This window comes from Delftia tsuruhatensis (genome assembly GCF_903815225.1).
Lineage (GTDB): Bacteria > Pseudomonadota > Gammaproteobacteria > Burkholderiales > Burkholderiaceae_C > Comamonas > Comamonas tsuruhatensis_A.
The window spans coordinates 712,640-730,603 of sequence record NZ_LR813084.1 but is presented as its reverse complement, the minus strand read 5'-3'; the positions used below and the strand labels follow the sequence as shown (position 1 = coordinate 730,603).

At 66.8% G+C, this 17,964-nt stretch carries 12 protein-coding genes; 10 read left to right on the top strand and 2 right to left on the bottom strand.

Features of this window, described 5'->3' with window-relative positions; all coding sequences use genetic code 11:
* Nucleotides 1-21 precede the first annotated feature (21 nt).
* From L1Z78_RS03355 to L1Z78_RS03330, 6 genes are all read left to right on the top strand, one after another.
* Nucleotides 22-1,080 (top strand): fimbrial protein, encoded by a 1,059-nt coding sequence (locus L1Z78_RS03355; RefSeq protein ID WP_234640143.1) that lies wholly within the window; start codon nt 22-24, stop codon nt 1,078-1,080.
* A gap of 272 nt (nt 1,081-1,352) precedes the next feature.
* The gene (gene putA, locus L1Z78_RS03350) at nt 1,353-5,381 is read left to right on the top strand and encodes a trifunctional transcriptional regulator/proline dehydrogenase/L-glutamate gamma-semialdehyde dehydrogenase (protein ID WP_234640142.1); all 4,029 of its coding nucleotides are present in this window, start codon (nt 1,353-1,355) and stop codon (nt 5,379-5,381) included.
* Nucleotides 5,382-5,460: 79 nt separating this feature from the next.
* Entirely contained in the window at nt 5,461-6,963 is a 1,503-nt protein-coding gene (putP, locus tag L1Z78_RS03345; RefSeq protein ID WP_234640141.1) for a sodium/proline symporter PutP, read from the top strand.
* Between the two features lie 494 nt (nt 6,964-7,457).
* Nucleotides 7,458-8,444, top strand: coding sequence for a TRAP transporter substrate-binding protein (locus L1Z78_RS03340; RefSeq protein WP_234640140.1), 987 nt, complete (start codon nt 7,458-7,460; stop codon nt 8,442-8,444).
* Nucleotides 8,445-8,603: 159 nt separating this feature from the next.
* Complete coding sequence (locus L1Z78_RS03335; protein ID WP_234640139.1) at nt 8,604-9,119, top strand: TRAP transporter small permease; 516 nt, start codon at nt 8,604-8,606, stop codon at nt 9,117-9,119.
* 20 nt (nt 9,120-9,139) lie between these two features.
* Nucleotides 9,140-10,426 (top strand): TRAP transporter large permease, encoded by a 1,287-nt coding sequence (locus tag L1Z78_RS03330; RefSeq protein WP_234640138.1) that lies wholly within the window; start codon nt 9,140-9,142, stop codon nt 10,424-10,426.
* 293 nt (nt 10,427-10,719) lie between these two features.
* On the opposite strand, the gene L1Z78_RS03325 is transcribed toward L1Z78_RS03330, so the two are convergent.
* Nucleotides 10,720-11,523: an IclR family transcriptional regulator gene (locus tag L1Z78_RS03325; protein WP_234640137.1), complete on the bottom strand. Its 804-nt coding sequence runs from the start codon at nt 11,521-11,523 to the stop codon at nt 10,720-10,722.
* Between the two features lie 143 nt (nt 11,524-11,666).
* Between L1Z78_RS03325 and L1Z78_RS03320 the strand changes: the two genes are divergently transcribed.
* From L1Z78_RS03320 to L1Z78_RS03310, 3 genes are all read left to right on the top strand, one after another.
* On the top strand, nt 11,667-13,307 hold the full coding sequence (locus L1Z78_RS03320) for a GMC family oxidoreductase (RefSeq protein WP_234640136.1): 1,641 nt from the start codon (nt 11,667-11,669) through the stop codon (nt 13,305-13,307).
* 48 nt (nt 13,308-13,355) lie between these two features.
* Nucleotides 13,356-14,687 carry an MFS transporter gene (locus L1Z78_RS03315; protein WP_234640135.1) on the top strand — a complete coding sequence of 444 codons (1,332 nt, stop codon included), beginning with the start codon at nt 13,356-13,358 and terminating at the stop codon, nt 14,685-14,687.
* A 121-nt stretch (nt 14,688-14,808) separates the two neighbouring features.
* Nucleotides 14,809-15,669: a hypothetical protein gene (locus L1Z78_RS03310; protein ID WP_234640134.1), complete on the top strand. Its 861-nt coding sequence runs from the start codon at nt 14,809-14,811 to the stop codon at nt 15,667-15,669.
* Between the two features lie 21 nt (nt 15,670-15,690).
* On the opposite strand, the gene L1Z78_RS03305 is transcribed toward L1Z78_RS03310, so the two are convergent.
* Nucleotides 15,691-16,656: a LysR family transcriptional regulator gene (locus L1Z78_RS03305; RefSeq protein ID WP_234640133.1), complete on the bottom strand. Its 966-nt coding sequence runs from the start codon at nt 16,654-16,656 to the stop codon at nt 15,691-15,693.
* 128 nt (nt 16,657-16,784) lie between these two features.
* Between L1Z78_RS03305 and L1Z78_RS03300 the strand changes: the two genes are divergently transcribed.
* Complete coding sequence (locus tag L1Z78_RS03300; RefSeq protein ID WP_234640132.1) at nt 16,785-17,963, top strand: MFS transporter; 1,179 nt, start codon at nt 16,785-16,787, stop codon at nt 17,961-17,963.
* Nucleotide 17,964: the final 1 nt, after the last annotated feature.

Sequence of the window (17,964 nt, the reverse complement as noted above, 5' to 3'; positions counted from 1 at the left end):
TATCCATACCCGCCAGACGCCATGAAGCCAAAGCCTCTCTCTTATTTATCGACAGTTGCCCTATTTTTCCTCTTCTCCATCCCATCGGCATACGCCCAGGAGTGTGATTTCGTCGAGTCGTGGACCGGCTCCCGCCCAACCTACGGCGATAGATTCATCTACCGGAGTACCGTTGAAGAATACACCCAGTATTCCGACCCGTATACCTCACCCGTCGGCACGACCCTTGGAATGCTGTACGTCCACAATCTTGCACCGATCAACAGCACCGGTCCGTCTCCGATGTTCAATTGCAAATCCAAGAGTGGCAGCATCATATACGAAGGAAGTCCAGATTTCGGCGTACCTAATGGAAACCTCTATGCCAGCGGCATAGCAGGCGTAGGCTTCCGAATCAAGATCCATACCGTCAACGGTGATTTCAATACCGGCTATATGGCTCCGCATAGCATTTACTACAATCAGACGGATATTTATCGCGGAAAGCAGGTAACATATGCACTGATTGCAATAATCAAAACAGGGCCAATATCAATCTTTGGGCCTTTCACAGGAGTATTCGCCGTCGAGAAATTCAACAATCAAGTGCTATTTGAATATCAATTCAGCGGAACATTCAAACCCACCTACCCCCAGAAACCGACCTGCAAGATGGAGCAGGTCGCCCCGGTGGATTTGGGTTCCCATGCCGCCGCCCGATTCACAGGCACAGGATCGGTGACGGAAGCCAAGGATTTCGAGGTCAACGTAAGCTGCACAGGCGGCCAGTCGAACCATACCGCCTACATGACCTTCACCGACAACACCGACACGAACAGCACCAGGAATTATCTGTTGTTGCAGGCATCCGGCGTTTCAGGCCTGGGGGTCGAGATTCTGCACAACGGCAGCCCTGTCAGCTTCGGACCACAGACCGCCCCCATCACGCAGTCCAACGTGAAGTCGTTGGGAACCATCATGCAGCAGCAGATGACCTCATTCAGCCTTCCCTTGAAGGCCCGATACAGGCAGACCGGCAACAGCGTCACTGGCGGCGGTCCTGCCAACGCCGCCATGCTGCTGACGGTTTCCTATCCATAGCGTGCACTGAGGCGTCTACAGCAGGTGCCGTGGCCGCACGGGCCACACCGTACCAGGCCAAGCCCGGTGGCATCCGGCACTGCCGCACGGCACACGGGAAGCCGGCTTGACAGGACAGGTCTTTGCGGCCACGGAGGGGGTTCGGCGGGTGTTTGCGCGAGCAATATCAAGGGTTTACACCAATCACCAAAAGGTGCAACCTCTGCGACATTTCACGCAAATCTGGTTGCACCCCGGCAGCCGAAACCCGTTACACCGACCCTTTCCAAACCATGTCCACCACCGTAGGCATCAAAGTCGACGACGCCCTGCGCGAGCGCATCCGCGCCGCCGCCCAGCAGATGGGCCGCACGCCGCACTGGCTGATCAAGCAGGCCGTCGTCCAGTACGTCGATGCGCTGGAGCGCGGCGCCACCGTCATCCGCCTGGCAGGCTCGCCGGAAAGCCATGACGACGGCATCACCGACGAAGTGCAACCTTCCGAACACCAGGAGGTGCAACCCTTCCTGGCCTTCGCCCAGTCCATCCTGCCGCAGACGCCGCTGCGCGCGGCCATCACGGCCGCCTGGCACCGGCCCGAGCCCGAGTGCCTGCCCGTGCTGCTGCCGCTGGCACGCCCGCAGGACGCGGAGCAGGCCGGCAAGGTCCGCGAGCTGGCCACGCGGCTGGTGCAGGGCCTGCGCGATGCGCCCGTGGGCAGCGGCGTGGCCGCGCTGGTGCAGGAGTTCTCGCTGTCCAGCCAGGAGGGCGTGGCCCTGATGTGCTTGGCCGAGGCGCTGCTGCGCATCCCCGACCGCGCCACGCGCGACGCGCTGATCCGCGACAAGATCAGCAAGGGCGACTGGCGCGCCCATGTGGGACGCTCGCCCTCGCTGTTCGTGAACGCAGCGGCCTGGGGCCTGGTGCTGACGGGCAAGCTGACGTCCACCAGCAGCGAGAAGAACCTGTCGTCGGCGCTGACCCGCGTGATCGGCAAGGGAGGCGAGCCGCTGATCCGCCAGGGCGTGCACCGCGCCATGAAGCTGATGGGCGAGCAGTTCGTGACGGGCCAGGACATCGCCGAGGCGCTGGCCAACAGCCGCGCCTACGAAAAGCAGGGCTTTCGCTACAGCTACGACATGCTGGGCGAGGCCGCGGCCACCGATGCGGATGCGCAGCGCTATCTGCTGGCCTACGAGCAGGCCATCCACGCGATCGGCGCGGCCTCGGCGGGGCGCGGCATCTTCGAGGGGCCGGGCATCTCGATCAAGCTGTCGGCCCTGCACCCGCGCTACAGCCGCGCGCAGTACGAGCGCGTGATGGAGGAACTGCTGCCGCGCGTGCTGCGACTGGCCGAGCTGGCCAAGCGCTACGACATCGGCATGAACATCGATGCCGAGGAGGCGGACCGGCTGGAGCTGTCGCTGGACCTGCTGGAGGCGCTGTGCGCCGCGCCTTCGCTCAAGGGCTGGAGCGGCATCGGCTTCGTGGTCCAGGCCTACCAGAAGCGCTGCCCGCAGGTGATCGACCATCTGGTGGACCTGGCGCGCCGCAGCCGCCGCCGCCTGATGGTGCGCCTGGTCAAGGGCGCCTACTGGGACAGCGAGATCAAGCGTGCCCAGGAAGGCGGCCAGGCCGGCTACCCGGTCTACACGCGCAAGGTCTACACGGACGTGAGCTACCTGGCCTGCGCACGCAAGCTGCTGGACGCACCCGATGCCGTCTACCCGCAGTTCGCCACGCACAACGCGCAGACGCTGGCCAGCATCTACCACATGGCCCAGGCCGTGGGCGGCAGCTACTACAGCGGCCAGTACGAGTTCCAGTGCCTGCACGGCATGGGCGAGCCGCTGTACGCCCAGGTCACGGGCCCGGCCGCCGAGGGCAAGCTGGCGCGCCCCTGCCGCATCTATGCCCCCGTGGGCAGCCACGAGACGCTGCTGGCCTACCTGGTGCGCCGCCTGCTGGAGAACGGCGCCAACACCTCGTTCGTGAACCGCATCGGCGATGCCTCCGTGCCCGTGGGCGAGCTGGTGGCCGACCCCGTGGACGAGGTGATGAAGATCGCCCGCCAGGAAGGGCGCCTGGGCGCGCCGCACCCGCGCATTCCCCTGCCCGCCGACCTGTTCGCCGGCCAGGGCGCCGAGGCCCGCGCCAACTCGCAGGGCGTGAACCTGGCGCATGAGCAGCAACTGGCCTCGCTGGCCGCCGCCCTGCTCTACAGCACGCGCCAGACCTATCTGGCGGCACCGCCCGATACGGAGCTTCCCGCCGATCCGGCCCGGGCCGAAGGCTGGCAGCCCCTGCGCAACCCCGCCGAGCTGTCCGACATCGTGGGCTGGGTGCGCGAGGCCGGCGAGGCTGAGGCCCAGGCCGCCGCCGCCCGCGCCGCGCAGGCCGCGCCCATCTGGGCCGGCACGCCGCCCGCCGCCCGCGCCGATGCGCTGGCACGCGCGGCCGACCTGCTGGAGCAGCGCAGCCAGCCGCTGATGGGGCTGATCATGCGCGAGGCCGGCAAGACCCTGCCCAATGCCGTGGCCGAGATCCGCGAGGCCGTGGACTTCCTGCGCTACTACGGCGCCCAGGTGTCCGCGCATTTCGACAATGCCGCGCAGCGCCCGCTGGGCGTGGTGCTGGCCATCAGCCCCTGGAACTTCCCGCTGGCCATCTTCTGCGGCCAGGTGGCCGCCGCCCTGGCCGCGGGCAATACCGTGCTGGCCAAGCCGGCCGAGCAGACGCCGCTGACGGCGGCCGCCATGGTGGCCATCCTGCACGAGGCCGGCATCCCCCAGGACGCGCTGCAGCTGGTGCCGGGCACGGGTGAGACCGTGGGCGCGACCCTGGTGGCGCATCCGCTGGTGGCGGGCGTGATGTTCACGGGCTCGACCGAGGTGGCGCGCATCATCGCGCGCCAGCTGTCGCAGCGCCTGTCGTCCACGGGCCGCACGATTCCGCTGATCGCCGAGACCGGCGGCCAGAACGCCATGGTGGTGGACTCCTCGGCCCTGGCCGAGCAGGTGGTGGCCGATGTGCTGGCCTCGGCCTTCGATTCGGCCGGCCAGCGCTGCTCGGCGCTGCGCCTGCTGTGCCTGCAGGACGATGTGGCCGAGCGCACGCTGACCATGCTGCGTGATGCGCTGCAGGAATGGACGCTGGGCAACCCCGACCGCCTGGGCACCGACGTGGGTCCCGTGATCGACGACGCGGCCCGCCGCCAGATCGAGGAGCACATCGAGCGCATGGCCGCGGCGGGCCAGAAGGTCACCCGCGTGGAACGCAAGGAGGGTGTGCTCAACGGCCACTACGTCGCGCCGGCCCTGATCGAGATCGACAGCACCACGCGCCTTGAGCGCGAGGTCTTCGGCCCGGTGCTGCATGTGATCCGCTTCAGGCGCGAGCAGCTCGATGCCCTGGTGGACGGCATCAACGCCACCGGCTACGGCCTGACCTTCGGCGTGCACAGCCGCATCGACGAGACCATCCAGCACCTCACGCAGCGCGTGCACGCGGGCAACATCTATGTGAACCGCAATGTGATCGGCGCCATGGTGGGCGTGCAGCCCTTCGGCGGCATGGGCCTGTCGGGCACGGGCCCCAAGGCCGGCGGACCACTGTACCTGCACCGCCTGGCGCAGGGCCCGGCCAATGCCGCGCTGACGGTGTTCCCGCGCGCGCAAGGCTCGGAACAGCCCTCGCTGCGACTGCTGGGCGAGCTGCGCGGCCTGTTGTCCAAGACCCCCCCGCGGGACATGAACACCGATGAGCAGGTGCTGGCCCTGGCCGCCTGCGACGAGGCGCTGGCCGCCTCGCGCCTGGGTGCCGCCCTGCTGCTGCCCGGCCCCACGGGCGAGTCCAACCGCTACCGCCTGCTGCCGCGCGGCCCCGTCTGGGCCCTGCCGCGCACGCCGCTGGGCCTGGTGGCCCAGGTGGCCGCGGCCCTGGCCAGCGGCAACCCCTGCCATGCCGTGCTGCCCGAAGGCGGCACGCAGGACGGCAACGGCTGCGCCACCACCTGGCAGGCGCTGCGCGCGGCCGCCGGCGATGCCGGCGTGCACTGGCTGCACAGCGCCAGCCTGGACAGCCTGGGCGACGCGCGGCAGCCCCTGACCGCCCTGCTGTTCGAAGGCGACGGCGATGCCCTGCTGCAGGCCTGCGCCCAGGTGGCGGCCCGCGAGGGCGCCCTGGTGCGCATCGAAAGCCGCAACAGCGACGAGTTGCATGCCGGGCGAGGCTATGACCTGGCCGCGCTGTTCCACGAGCAGGCCATCAGCACCAATACCGCCGCCGCAGGTGGAAACGCCCAACTGATGACCATGGCCTGAAAGGCCGGGGCCGGCGGAGCCGGCCCCGGCGAGTGCCCCACAAAGCCCAACAGACACACAACACGCACAGGACATTTCCATGCAATTCAACTGGAACGACCCGACGGCGATCATGTTCGCCATCTACCTGGTCGCCATGCTCGGCATCGGCGCCATCGGCTACTTCAGCACCAAGAACCTCTCCGACTACATCCTGGGTGGCCGCAGCCTGGGCAGCTTCGTGACGGCGCTGTCGGCCGGCGCATCGGACATGAGCGGCTGGCTGCTGATGGGCCTGCCGGGCGCCATCTACCTGTCGGGCCTGTCGGAGGCCTGGATCGCCATCGGCCTGACCCTGGGCGCCTACCTGAACTGGCGCCTGGTGGCGGCGCGGCTGCGCCTGTACACGGAGCGCGCAGGCAATGCGCTGACCCTGCCCGACTATCTGGCCAACCGTTTCGAGGACCATTCCAATGTGCTGCGCATCGTGACGGCCATGGTGATCCTGGTGTTCTTCACGCTGTATTGCGCCTCGGGCGTGGTGGCGGGCGCGCGCCTGTTCGAGAACATGTTCGGCATGCCCTACGGCACGGCCCTGTGGGTGGGCGCGCTGTGCACCATCGCCTATGTGTTCATCGGCGGCTTCCTGGCCGTGAGCTGGACGGACACCATCCAGGCCTCGATGATGATCACGGCGCTGATCCTGGCGCCCGTGATCGCCTGGCTGGCCGTGCAAGGCCAGCTGCAGCCGGGCCAGGACCTGCACGCCATCGTGGCGGCGGAGAAGTTCGACCTGTTCCGGGGCGCCAGCTTCGTGGGCATCGTCTCGCTGCTGGCCTGGGGCCTGGGTTATTTCGGCCAGCCGCACATTCTGGTGCGCTTCATGGCCGCATCGTCGGTGCAGACCATTCCCTCGGCACGCCGCATCAGCATGACCTGGATGGTGCTGTGCCTGGCCGGCGCCGTGGCCGTGGGCTTCGTCGGCATTCCCTACTTCGCGGCCAACCCCGCAGGCGCCGGCGCCGTGAACGCGAATGCCGAGACGGTATTCATGGAAATCACCAAGCAGCTGTTCAACCCCTGGATCGCGGGCGCGCTGCTGGCGGCCATCCTGGCGGCCGTGATGAGCACGCTGTCGTGCCAGCTGCTGGTGTGCTCCAGCGCGCTGACCGAGGACATCTACCGCACCTTCCTGCGCAAGAACGCCAGCCAGGTCGAGCTGGTCTGGATCGGCCGCGCCATGGTGCTGCTGGTGGCCGTGATCGCCATCGCCATCGCCAGCAACCCCGAATCCAAGGTGCTGGGCATGGTCAGCTATGCCTGGGCCGGCTTCGGCGCCGCCTTCGGCCCGGTGATCATCCTGTCGCTGTTCTGGAGCCGCATGACACGCGGCGGCGCACTGGCCGGCATCATCACGGGCGCCGTCACGGTGCTGGTGTGGAAGCAGTTCGGCTGGCTGGGCCTGTACGAGATCATTCCCGGCTTCATCCTGGCCTGGCTGGCCACGGTGGTGGTCAGCCGCATGGGGCCCGCGCCTTCGCAGACCATGCTGAACGCCCATGCGGCAGTGGACAAGGAGTTTGCGCAGATCGGCGCACGCTGACCCCGTCCAGGGCAGCGATGCCCGTAGGATGTCCTTCGACGCCCGGTGCTTGCGCATCGGGCGTTTTGTTTTGACGACACAGTCCAGGAGGGCGGCCTAATGCACATTGACATAGAGATCAGGCATGTGACGAAAGCCGGATCGAATCTGTTTCTGGAATTGGGATTTCCTCCCAAGGAGGCTTCCAGACTTCAGGCGGCATCCCGCAAGAGAATCAGGTCCGCAATCGTGGCCAGGACTTCTGCGAGCGAGCATGGAAAACGGTCACCTGAGCGACACGACATCGCCAAACCCGATGAGCCCCACCGCACATGACGAGCGCTTTGTACGTGGTCGCCACAAGGGGAGTGGTCACTACAATCCATGGGCTCTTTTTCATCGCCGGGCCGCCCCAGGATGAAAGGCGTCCCCTTCGGGCGGGACAGCGGACCTTGTGCAACAAGGAGAGCGTGGGGGCGCATTCTTCCAACACACAACAAGTGAGACTTGCCGCTATGCAATTGTTCCGCCGCACCCTTCTTTCGACCTGCGTGGCCGCCATGGCCGTGGCCTCGGCCGGCGCCGCTTTGGCCCAGTCCAAGGAGGTCAAGATCGGCTACGCCCTGGCCGTGAACTCGCACTACGGCGCGGCGGCGCAGGCCTGGGCCGACGCGGTGGACAAGGGCACGAACGGTGCCTACAAGTTCAAGCAGTTCCCCGCTTCCGCCCTGGGCGGCGAGCGCGAGCTGATCGAAGGCCTGCAGCTGGGCACGGTGGAGGCGGCCATCGTCTCCACGGGCGCCATCAGCAACTTCGTGCCCGACGTGGGCGTGGTGGACATCCCCTTCCTGTTCCGCGACACGCAGCACGCGCGCGCCGTGCTGGACGGCGCCTTCGGCCAGGACCTGCTGGCCAGGTTCAGCAAGCGCGGCCTGGTCGCGCTGGCCTGGGGCGAGCAGGGCTTTCGCCATCTGACCAACAACAAGCATGCCGTCAACGGCGTGGCCGACCTCAAGGGCCTGAAGATCCGCGTGACCGAGAACCCCGTGCACATCACGGCCTTCCGCACGCTGGGCGCCTCGCCCACGCCCATGTCCTGGCCCGAGGTGATCGGCGCGCTGCAGCAGGGCACGATCGACGGCCAGGAGAACCCGATCTCGGTGCTGGCCTCGGCCAAGCTGTGGCAGGTGCAAAAACATCTGACGCTGACGGCCCATGTCTACGCGCCCATGGCGCTGCTGGTCTCGCCCTCGTTCTGGGGCACGTTGAACGACAGCCAGAAGGCCGCCTTCACGCAGGGTGCCAAGGCCGGTGCCGTGGCTTCGCGCGTGTTCGTGGACACGGTCGAGAAGAAGGGCGTGGAAGAGGCCAGGAGCCATGGCATGCAGGTGGTGGAGAAGGTGGACCAGGCCGCCTTCCGCGCCGCGCTGGAGCCGGCCTACAAGGAATACGCCAAGAAGTTCGGCCAGAAGACGCTGGACACCATCTCCAACACCAAGTGATGCTCTGACGCATTGCGGGCTGCGGCCCGCAATGTCGGGGTGCCTGCTGCGGGCAACACCTGTAGCCCCTTGCGGCACCCGCACCGATGATCTGACCTCCGACGGCAGCCCGGCTCCTGCGGCCCTTGTGCCCCGCCCCTCCTGCCCTCGCCCACTCCTATGCTCAACCGAATCGAACGCGCCCTCGTGGCCTGCAACCGCTGGCTGCTCATCGTGCTGCTGCTGGCCATGGCCTGCATCGTGTTTGCCAACGTGGTGCTGCGCTACACCACGGGTGACTCCATCGTCTGGGCCGAGGAAGTGGCCCGGCACATGATGATCTGGGTCACCTTCCTGGGCGCGGGCCTGGTGCTGCGCTTCGGTGGCCATGTGGCCATCGACAACCTGCACCGCTCGGTGAGCACGCGCAAGGCGCAGTGGCTGCGCCGCATCGTGGTGCTGGGCGTGGGCCTGTTCTGCGCGGTGATGACGGTGGCTTCCTCGCAGTACGTCTGGGCCACGCGCTTCCAGACCACGGCGGCCACGGACATCCCGATTTCCTTTGTCTACGCGGCCATGCCCGTGGGTTTCGTGCTGATGCTGGTGCACCTGCTGTTCATCGCGCGCGGATATGTGGCCGATGGCTCCTTCGCCGAATCGGACGAAATGGATGCCGATGCCGCTGCATCGATCTGACCCGCAAGACTGAGAACACCATGGGTATCACGCTTTTCATCGCCATCATCGTCCTGCTCGCGCTGGGCTTTCCGGTGGCCTTCGCGCTGGCGATCTCGGCCGCGCTGGCCGTCTTCGTGGGCGGCCGCTATCCGCAGCTCATCGTCTTCAAGGAGATGTTCACGGGCATCGACAGCTTTCCGCTGATGGCCGTGCCCTTCTTCATTCTGGCGGCCGAGCTGATGTCGGGCGGCGCGCTCACGCATGTGCTGCTGCGCTTCGCGGCGCAGTTCGTGGGCCATCTGCGCGGCGGCCTGGGCTATGCCAACGTGCTGTCGCTGACACTGTTCTCGGGCATTTCGGGCTCGGCCCTGGCCGATGCGGCAGGCCCCGGCTCGATGATGGTCAAGATGATGGACAAGGCCGGCTACGCGCGCTCCTACGCGGCGGCGCTGACGGCCAGCACGGCCATCGTCGGCCCCATCATTCCGCCGTCGGTGAGCATGATCATCTATGCGCTGCAGGACGAGAACGTCTCGGTCGGCGGGCTGTTCATGGCGGGCTTCATCCCCGGCGTGCTGATCGCGCTGGCCATGGCCGCCGTGAACTGGTGGGTGTGCAAGAAGCGCGACTACCGCTCCACCGAGCCGCGCCCCGATGGCCGCACCATGTGGATCAACAGCTTCAAGGCGATTCCCGCGCTGATGCTGATCGTGCTCATCGTGGTGGGCATCCGCTTCGGCATCTTCACGCCCACCGAGGCGTCGGTGGTGGCGGTGTTCTACGCCCTGGTCTGCGGCAAGTGGGTGTACCGCACGCTGCAGTGGTCGGCCCTGCCGGGGATCCTGGCGCGCTCGGCCATGCTGACGGCCTCGGTGCTGCTGGTGATGGCGACCTCGGCGGCCTTCGCCTGGGTGCTGACGGTGGAAGGCATTCCGCAGTACCTGTCCCAGCTGATCGTGAGCTGGCAGCTGTCGCCCACCATGTTCCTGATCGCGGTGAACATCCTGCTGCTGGTCTTCGGCATCTTCATGGAGCCGCTGCCCGGCGTGATGATCCTGGTGCCCATCCTGGCGCCCATCGCCTTCAGCCTGGGGATTGATCCCACGCACTTCGCCATGGTGGTGATCGTCAACCTGACGCTGGGCATGATCACGCCGCCCGTGGGCGGCCTGCTGTTCGTGACCTCGGTGGCCACGCGCGTGTCCATCACCGACCTCACGCGCGAGATGCCGCTGTTCCTGCTGGCCCACTTCGTGGTGCTGTGCCTGCTGACCTTCATCCCCGAGCTGTCCACCTGGCTGCCGCATACGCTGGGCTTCCAGTGACATCGAAGGGCCTCCGAGTGAGGCCCTTTTTCATCGCCGGGCCGCCCCAAGATGAAAAGCTGCCCCTCGGGGGGCAGCGGACCTTGCGCTGCAAGGGGAGCGTGGGGGCCTTTTCATCGCCGGGCCGCCCCAAGATGAAAAGCTGCCCCCTCGGGGGGCAGCGGACCTTGCGCTGCAAGGGGAGCGTGGGGGCCTTTTCATCGCCAGGCCGCCCCAAGATGAAAAGCTGCCCCCTCGGGGGGCAGCGGACCTTGCGCTGCAAGGGGAGCGTGGGGGCCTTTTTCCTTGATGTCTCAGAACAGCAGTTCGGACATCTTTCCCGCTGCAGCCTGCAGCAGCGGCAAGCCCTGCCGTGCCTGCTCCAGCGACATGCGCGCTACAGGGCCATGCACGGCCAAGGTAGCGCGGCACTGGCCCTTGGCATCGCGCACGGGCACGGCGACGGCGATCATGCCCAGCATGAACTCCTCGCGGTCGCAGGCGTGGCCTTCGCGCACGATGCGCGCGCATTCGCCGGCCAGCGCCTCGGGCGTGGCCAGCGTGTTGGGCGTGCAGGCGTCCAGTTCCACGCTGTCCAGGATGGCCTTGCGCCGGGCCTCGGACATGTGGGCGAGGAACAGCTTGCCGCTGGCGGTGGCATGGATGGGGACCAGGGACCCGGCCTCCAGCTGGATGCGCAGCGGCCAGTGGGTCTCCACGCGGTCCAGGTAGCGCACGCGCGTGCCGTCCAGCACGGTGAGGTTGCAGGTCTCGCCCAGCTGTTCCACCAGCCGGGACAGCACCTCATGGCGCAGCGCCTGACGCGGGTCGGCCTGCAGCGCGCGCACGGCCAGGCTCAGCAGCCGGGGCCCCGGCGAGAAGCTGCGGTCGCCCTCATGGCGCGCCAGCCATTGCCGCGCCTCCAGATGGGAACACAGGCGCGAGGCCGTGGCCTTGGGCAGGTTCAGCGCGCCGGCGATGTCCATCAGCCCCGGCGGGCTCTCGGCCTGGGTCACGAAGTCCAGCACGGCCAGAGAACGGTCCGAGACCGAACTCGCTTCTTCCGGCCGTGCGGGCTGGGAGTCTGGAACACGGGAGTCAGTGGCTGCGATGGGCATGGCATGGCGGTGGGAGCGGGGCTTTCGATCATGCCTGATCGCAGGGGCCAGGGTTTGCGCGGATTGTGATGGCGACGCCGACTATTTAAGTTCCACCAAAAGAAACAAATAGTTCCTTCAAAAGAAACAACAGGAGACATGCCATGGCGGAGCGCATCGATACTTATGACTACGTGCTCGTCGGGGCCGGCTCGGCGGGCTGTGTGCTGGCCGCCCGCCTGTCCGAGGATCCGGCCACCCGCGTGTTGCTGCTGGAGGCCGGCCCGCCCGACCGCTCGCCCTGGATCCACCTGCCCATCGGCTACGGCAAGACCATGTGGAGCCCGGTCTACAACTGGAGGTTCGAGACCGACCCGGACCCCAACATGAACGGCCGGCGCATCTACTGGCCCCGGGGCCGCACGCTGGGCGGCAGCAGTTCCATCAACGGACTGATCTACGTGCGCGGCCAGCCCGAGGACTACGACCACTGGGCGGCGCTGGGCAACCGGGGCTGGTCCTATGAGGAGGTGCTGCCCTACTTCGTGAAGTCCGAGGGCAATGCGCGTGGCGCCTTCGCTGGCCATGGGGGCGAGGGGCCGCTGAAGGTCTCGGACATAGGCGCCAGGCATGAACTGATCGAGGCCTTCATCGCGGGGGCCGGCCAGGTCGGTGTGCCGCGCACGGAGGACTTCAACGGCCGCGACCAGGAAGGTGCGGGCTACTACCAGCTCACCACGCACAAGGGCCTGCGCTGCAGCACGGCCAAGGCCTACCTGGCAGATGCGCGGCGCCGGGCCAATCTGCGCATAGAGACCGATGCCATGGCCACGCAAGTGATCCTGCGTGGCAGGCGGGCGGCCGGCGTGCACTACCGGCAGGGCGGCCAGCCGCGCCAGGCCAAGGCGCGGGCCGAGGTGATCCTGTGCGCGGGAGCCATCCAGTCGCCCCAGCTGCTGCAGCTGTCGGGCATCGGGCCGGGTTCATTGCTTCAGGAATTGGGCATTCCCGTGGCCTGCGACCTGCCGGGCGTGGGCGAGAACCTGCAGGACCATCTGCAGATCCGCCTGGGCTATGAGTGCAGCAAGCCCATCACCACCAACGACCAGCTCAATTCCTGGGTGGGCAAGACGCAGCTGGGCCTGCAATGGCTGCTGTTCCGCTCCGGTGCGCTGGCCGTGGGCATCAACCAGGGCGGCTGCTTCATGCGCGCGCTCAAGGACGATGGCGGCCGGCCCGTGGCAGCCACGCCCGACATCCAGTTCCATGTGTCCACGCTGTCCGCCGACATGGCGGGCGGCCAGGTCCACCCGTATTCGGGCTTCACCATGTCGGTATGCCAGTTGCGCCCCGAGTCGCGCGGCCAGTTGCGCATCCGCTCGCGCGATCCGTTCGAGGCGCCGTCCATCCAGCCCAACTACCTGGCCACCGAGCTGGACCGCCGCACCAACGTGGCTGCCGTGCGCGCGGCCCGCGCCATTGCCGACGCACCGGCCATGCGCCCTTACGTGAAGCGCGAGGTCAAGCCCGGCCCCGGCCTGCAAAGCGATGCCGAACTGCTGGAGTTCTGCCGCAACCATGGCGCCACCATCTTCCACCCCAGCGGCACCTGCCGAATGGGCCGTGACGACCTGGCCGTGGTCGACGAGCGGCTGCGCGTGCAGGGCATGCAGGGGCTGCGCGTGGTCGATTGCTCGGTCATGCCGACCCTGGTGTCGGGCAACACCAATGCGCCCGTGGTGATGATGGCCGAGAAGGCCGCCGACATGGTTCGTGAAGACGCGAAGCAGCCCGAAGTCGCATGACTGCTTCGCCCGCTCCCCGGCATATGCGACGGACAACCAGGAGACATCATGACGACGGCAACCGATCCCAGGGTGATTCGCAAGGTGGTGACCTCGGCGCTGATTGGCGCGACGATCGAGTGGTACGACTTTTTCCTGTACGGCGTGGTCGCCGGCATCGTCTTCAGCAAACTGTACTTTCCCGGAGACGATCCGCTGGTCTCCATGCTGCTGGCCTACACCACCTTTGCCGTGGGCTTCGTCACCCGGCCGCTGGGCGGCGTGATCTTCGGGCACTTCGGGGACAGGGTGGGGCGCAAGAGCATCCTGGTGATCACGCTGATGATCATGGGCGTGTCCACCTTCCTGATCGGCCTGCTGCCCACCCATGCCCAGATCGGCGTGGCGGCGCCCATTTTGCTGCTGCTGCTGCGCGTGGCCCAGGGCATCGGCCTGGGCGGCGAATGGGGCGGCGCCGTGCTCATGGCCTATGAGTACGCGCCCAGGGAAAAACGGGGCTTCTATGCATCCCTGCCCCAGGTGGGCCTGGCCATCGGGCTGTTCATGGCCTCGGGCGTGGTGGCCCTGCTGTCATGGCTGTGCACCGAGGAGCAGTTCATGGCCTGGGGCTGGCGCATCGCCTTCCTGATCTCGGGGCTGATGGTGGCCGTGGGCATGTACATCCGGCTGCACGTGAAGGAGACGCCCGAGTTCGCGGCCGTCAAGGCGCGCAATGCGGAAACCGCGATCCCGTTCATGGACATGCTGCGCCGCTATCCGGGCAACGTGCTCAAGGGCATGGGCGCGCGCTACATCGATGGCGTGTTCTTCAATGTCTTTGGCGTGTTCTCGATCACCTATCTGACCTCCACCCTGCAGATCAGCCGCACCGATGCCCTGATTGGCGTGATGGTGGCCGCCGTGGTGATGTGCGTGACCATTCCCTTCTTCGGCCACCTGTCGGACCGGCTGGGCCGCACCCGGGTCTATCTGTGGGGTTCGCTGATCACGGCGGTATCGGCCTTTCCGGCCTTCTGGCTCATGGGGCACAGCGACGGCAACGTATTGCTGGTCTGGATCGCCATCGTCGTGCCCTTCGGCATCCTGTATGCAAGCATCTATGGCCCCGAGGCCGCCTTGTTCTGCGACCTGTTCGACGCCAAGGTGCGCTATACCGGCATCTCCTTCGTCTACCAGTTCTCGGGCATCTTCGCATCGGGCATCACGCCCATCATCGCGACAGCCCTGGTCAAGACCTCGGGCGGCAGCCCGTGGCTGGTGTGCCTGTATGTGCTGTTCGCGGGACTGGTGTCGGCGTGGTGCGCATGGGCGATCGGAAAGACTTCGCCCACCACTCCCCAGACCTTTGCGCCGACACGGAATGCCGGACTGGGCCTGTAATTCCGCCGAAGGCGCGATCCAATACATCCAATCCCGCAGATCCGTCTTCACAGGAGTGTCATTTTGTAATTCAAATCGATAAAATAAACATGAATTTTCATATCTCGATAGAGAGGGAATCATGTTCAAGAAAGCACTGGCCGCGGCCACCTTGCTGGGCTGCGGCCTGGCCCATGCATTCATGCCCAGCAATGGCACCTGGGTCGTGACATCGGAGCTTGATGGCAAACCCGGACGCGGGCTGGCCATCGACGCACAGAACGGTACGCTGGTCATGCAAATGTATGCCTATGAGAGCAATGGCCAGCCCAGCTTCTACATGACCTCAGGTGCGCTGAGCAACAACCGCTTTTCTGCGCCGCTGATGCGCTACAAGGGCGGTCGCCACCTGGGCAGCGGCCCGCTTTCGGGGTCCGAGGACCGCAACATGGGCCAGGTCAGCATTCGCTTCACAAGTGGTGTAGCCGGCTTCATCACTCTACCCGGCGAACGTGAAGTGGCGATCTCGCGCTTCAACTTTGGCTATCCGGCCACGGCCTCCAGCCTGCGTGGTGTCTGGAACATGACCTCCTGGGGCTCGGAAGGCCTTCAAACCGTGGCTGCGGAATTGACTCGCCAAGGAGGCGCCACTGCCAACGGCAATGGCATCATGGCCACCGAGGACGGCCAGTTCCTCTGCGAGCATCAGGTCCGCGGCACGCTTGCGGGCCAGACCCTGTGTGTCTGGGTCAACGGCTCCGGCCAGATTCTGCGCGGCTATCGCTACGTCTATAGCGTCAACGACGGCGAAGGGATTTCCAACACCAATGGAGACCGTGCCGACCAGCGCCTGTTCGTCAAGCGCTGGACCACACCACAGAACGTGAGCACCGGCATCGTCTACGCCAATTCGGCTCCTGCGGAGCCCGCGTACTCGGCACTGCTGGAATACATCGAGAGCCAGAGCCTCAACGCCACCCCTCTGCCCAGCGAGCAGGAATAATGCAGGAGCCGCCGGCCTGCCTCAATGCGGCGCCGGCAACCGCTGCGCATGCCGCAGGTCCACGTGGGCCTGCAGGAAGTCGAGCACCGCGCGCGTGCGTGGCGGCAGCCGGTCCGGCTTGCCCAGGTAGACCGCGTGGATGGGCTCCAGGTCGCCGGTGTTGAAATCCTCCAGCACCGGCACCAGCCGCCCAGCCTGGAGATCCTCCCAGGCGTGGTAGAGCGACAGGCGCGCCAGGCCCGCGCCGGCCAGCGCCAGCTCGCGCATGACGTCGCCGTCGTTGACGCGCACCACCTCGCCGATCTCCACCGCCACGCGCTGACCGTCCACCAGAAAGGGCCAGTGCGGTATGGCGCGCTGGTAACTCCAGCCCAGGCGTACATGGCGCGCCAGGTCCGTCGGATGCAGGGGCCGGCCCATGCGCTCCAGGTAGGCGGGCGAAGCCAGGATCACCTGCCGCGTGTGGCCCAGCAGGCGCGCCACCATGTCCGAAGGAGGCAACTGGCCCCAGCGGATGGCGATGTCGATGCCGGCCTCCACGAGGTCCACGATCTGGTCTGACAGGCTGATCTCCAGGCTCAGGCCCGGGTGCGCGGCCAGCAGCTGGGGCACCAGCGGCACCAGCAGCATCTTGCCCGTCGATGAGCTGGTGTTGATGCGCACCAGCCCGCGCGGCGCGCTGCGCACGGCCACGCAGGCCTCCAGTTCGTCCAGGTCGGCCAGCACGCGCTTGCCACGCTCATAAAGCTGAGAACCTTCGGGCGTGAGCTGCATGCGACGCGTGCTGCGCTGCAATAGCTGCACGCCCAGCCGTGCCTCCAGCCGCGACATGGTCTTGCTCACGGCCGAGGGCGAGATGCCCAGTTGGCGTGCCGCAGCCGACAGGCTGCCGCGTTCGGCGACCAGCACCAGCATCTCCAGTTCGGCGAAGCGGTTGGCCTCCGGGCCGCTGTTGTCGGGGAGGGCGGCAAGGCGGGAATCGGGCATGGCAGCTCCTGGAAGGATTCATCTGTTCCCCCATGGAACAGATACGTTTCCATTATTCCATCTACACAAAGATATGTTGCAGTGCGACATTAACAGGCATCAAACCAAGGACCACAAGGAATCCTTCCATGCCTCTCTCCCTCCTCGCCCTGGCGGCCGGTGCCTTCGGCATAGGCACCACGGAATTCATCATCATGGGCCTGCTGACCCAGGTCAGCCAGGATCTCCACATCAGCATTCCCACGGCCGGCACGCTGATCTCGGGCTATGCCATCGGCGTGGCCGTGGGCGCGCCCGTGCTCACGCTGCTGACGCGCCAGTGGCCGCGCAAGCGCCTGCTGCTGGCGCTGATGCTGATCTTCATCGCCGGCAATCTGGCGGCCGCCTTCGCGCCCAGCTATGCATGGCTGATGTCGGCACGCGTGCTGACTTCGCTGACCCACGGCACCTTCTTCGGCGTGGGCGCCGTGGTGGCCACGGGCCTGGTGCCGGTGGACAAGAAGGCGTCGGCGATTGCGCTGATGTTCTCGGGCCTGACCCTGGCCACCCTGCTGGGCGTGCCTGCCGGCGCCTGGATCGGCCAGATGTTCGGCTGGCGCAGCGCCTTCCTGGCCGTGGCCGTGATCGGCGTGCTGGCCTTTGCCATCCTGGCCGCCTTCGTACCGCGCGACCAGGGCCGCCCCGAGGTCACGCCGCTGGCGCAGGAACTGGCCGTGCTGGCCAACGGCCAGGTCTGGCTGGGCCTGGGCATCACGGCCTTCGGCTTTGCCGGCGTGTTCGCGCTCTATACCTATGTCGAGCCGCTGCTGACCCAGGTCACCCACATGGGTGACAGTTTGGTCGCGCTGACCCTGCTGCTGTTCGGCGCGGGCCTGGCGGCAGGCAACCTGCTGGGCGGCAAGCTGGCCGACCGGGGCGTGATGCGCGCCCTGGTGTGGAGCATCGTGGCGCTGATGCTGGTGCTGGCCTCCGGGCGCTGGGCCTTCGGCCACCAGGCCGTGGCCATGGCCTATGTGATCGTGCTGGGCATCGTGGCCTTCGCCACGGTGGCGCCCATGCAGATGCGCGTGCTGGAGCAGGCCGGCCCCCACGGTGCCAACCTGGTGTCCAGCCTGAACATCGCGGCCTTCAACCTGGGCAATGCCCTGGGCGCCTGGGCCGGCGGCATGGCCCTGGCCGGTGGCCTGGGCCTGGTCCACCTGGGCTGGACCGCTGCCGCGCTGACGGCCGTGGGCCTGGTGCTGGTGTTCTGGAGCAGCCGCTTGCCCGCAGCTGCCACGCAGGGCGCAGGCGTTGCCTGCGCCTGAG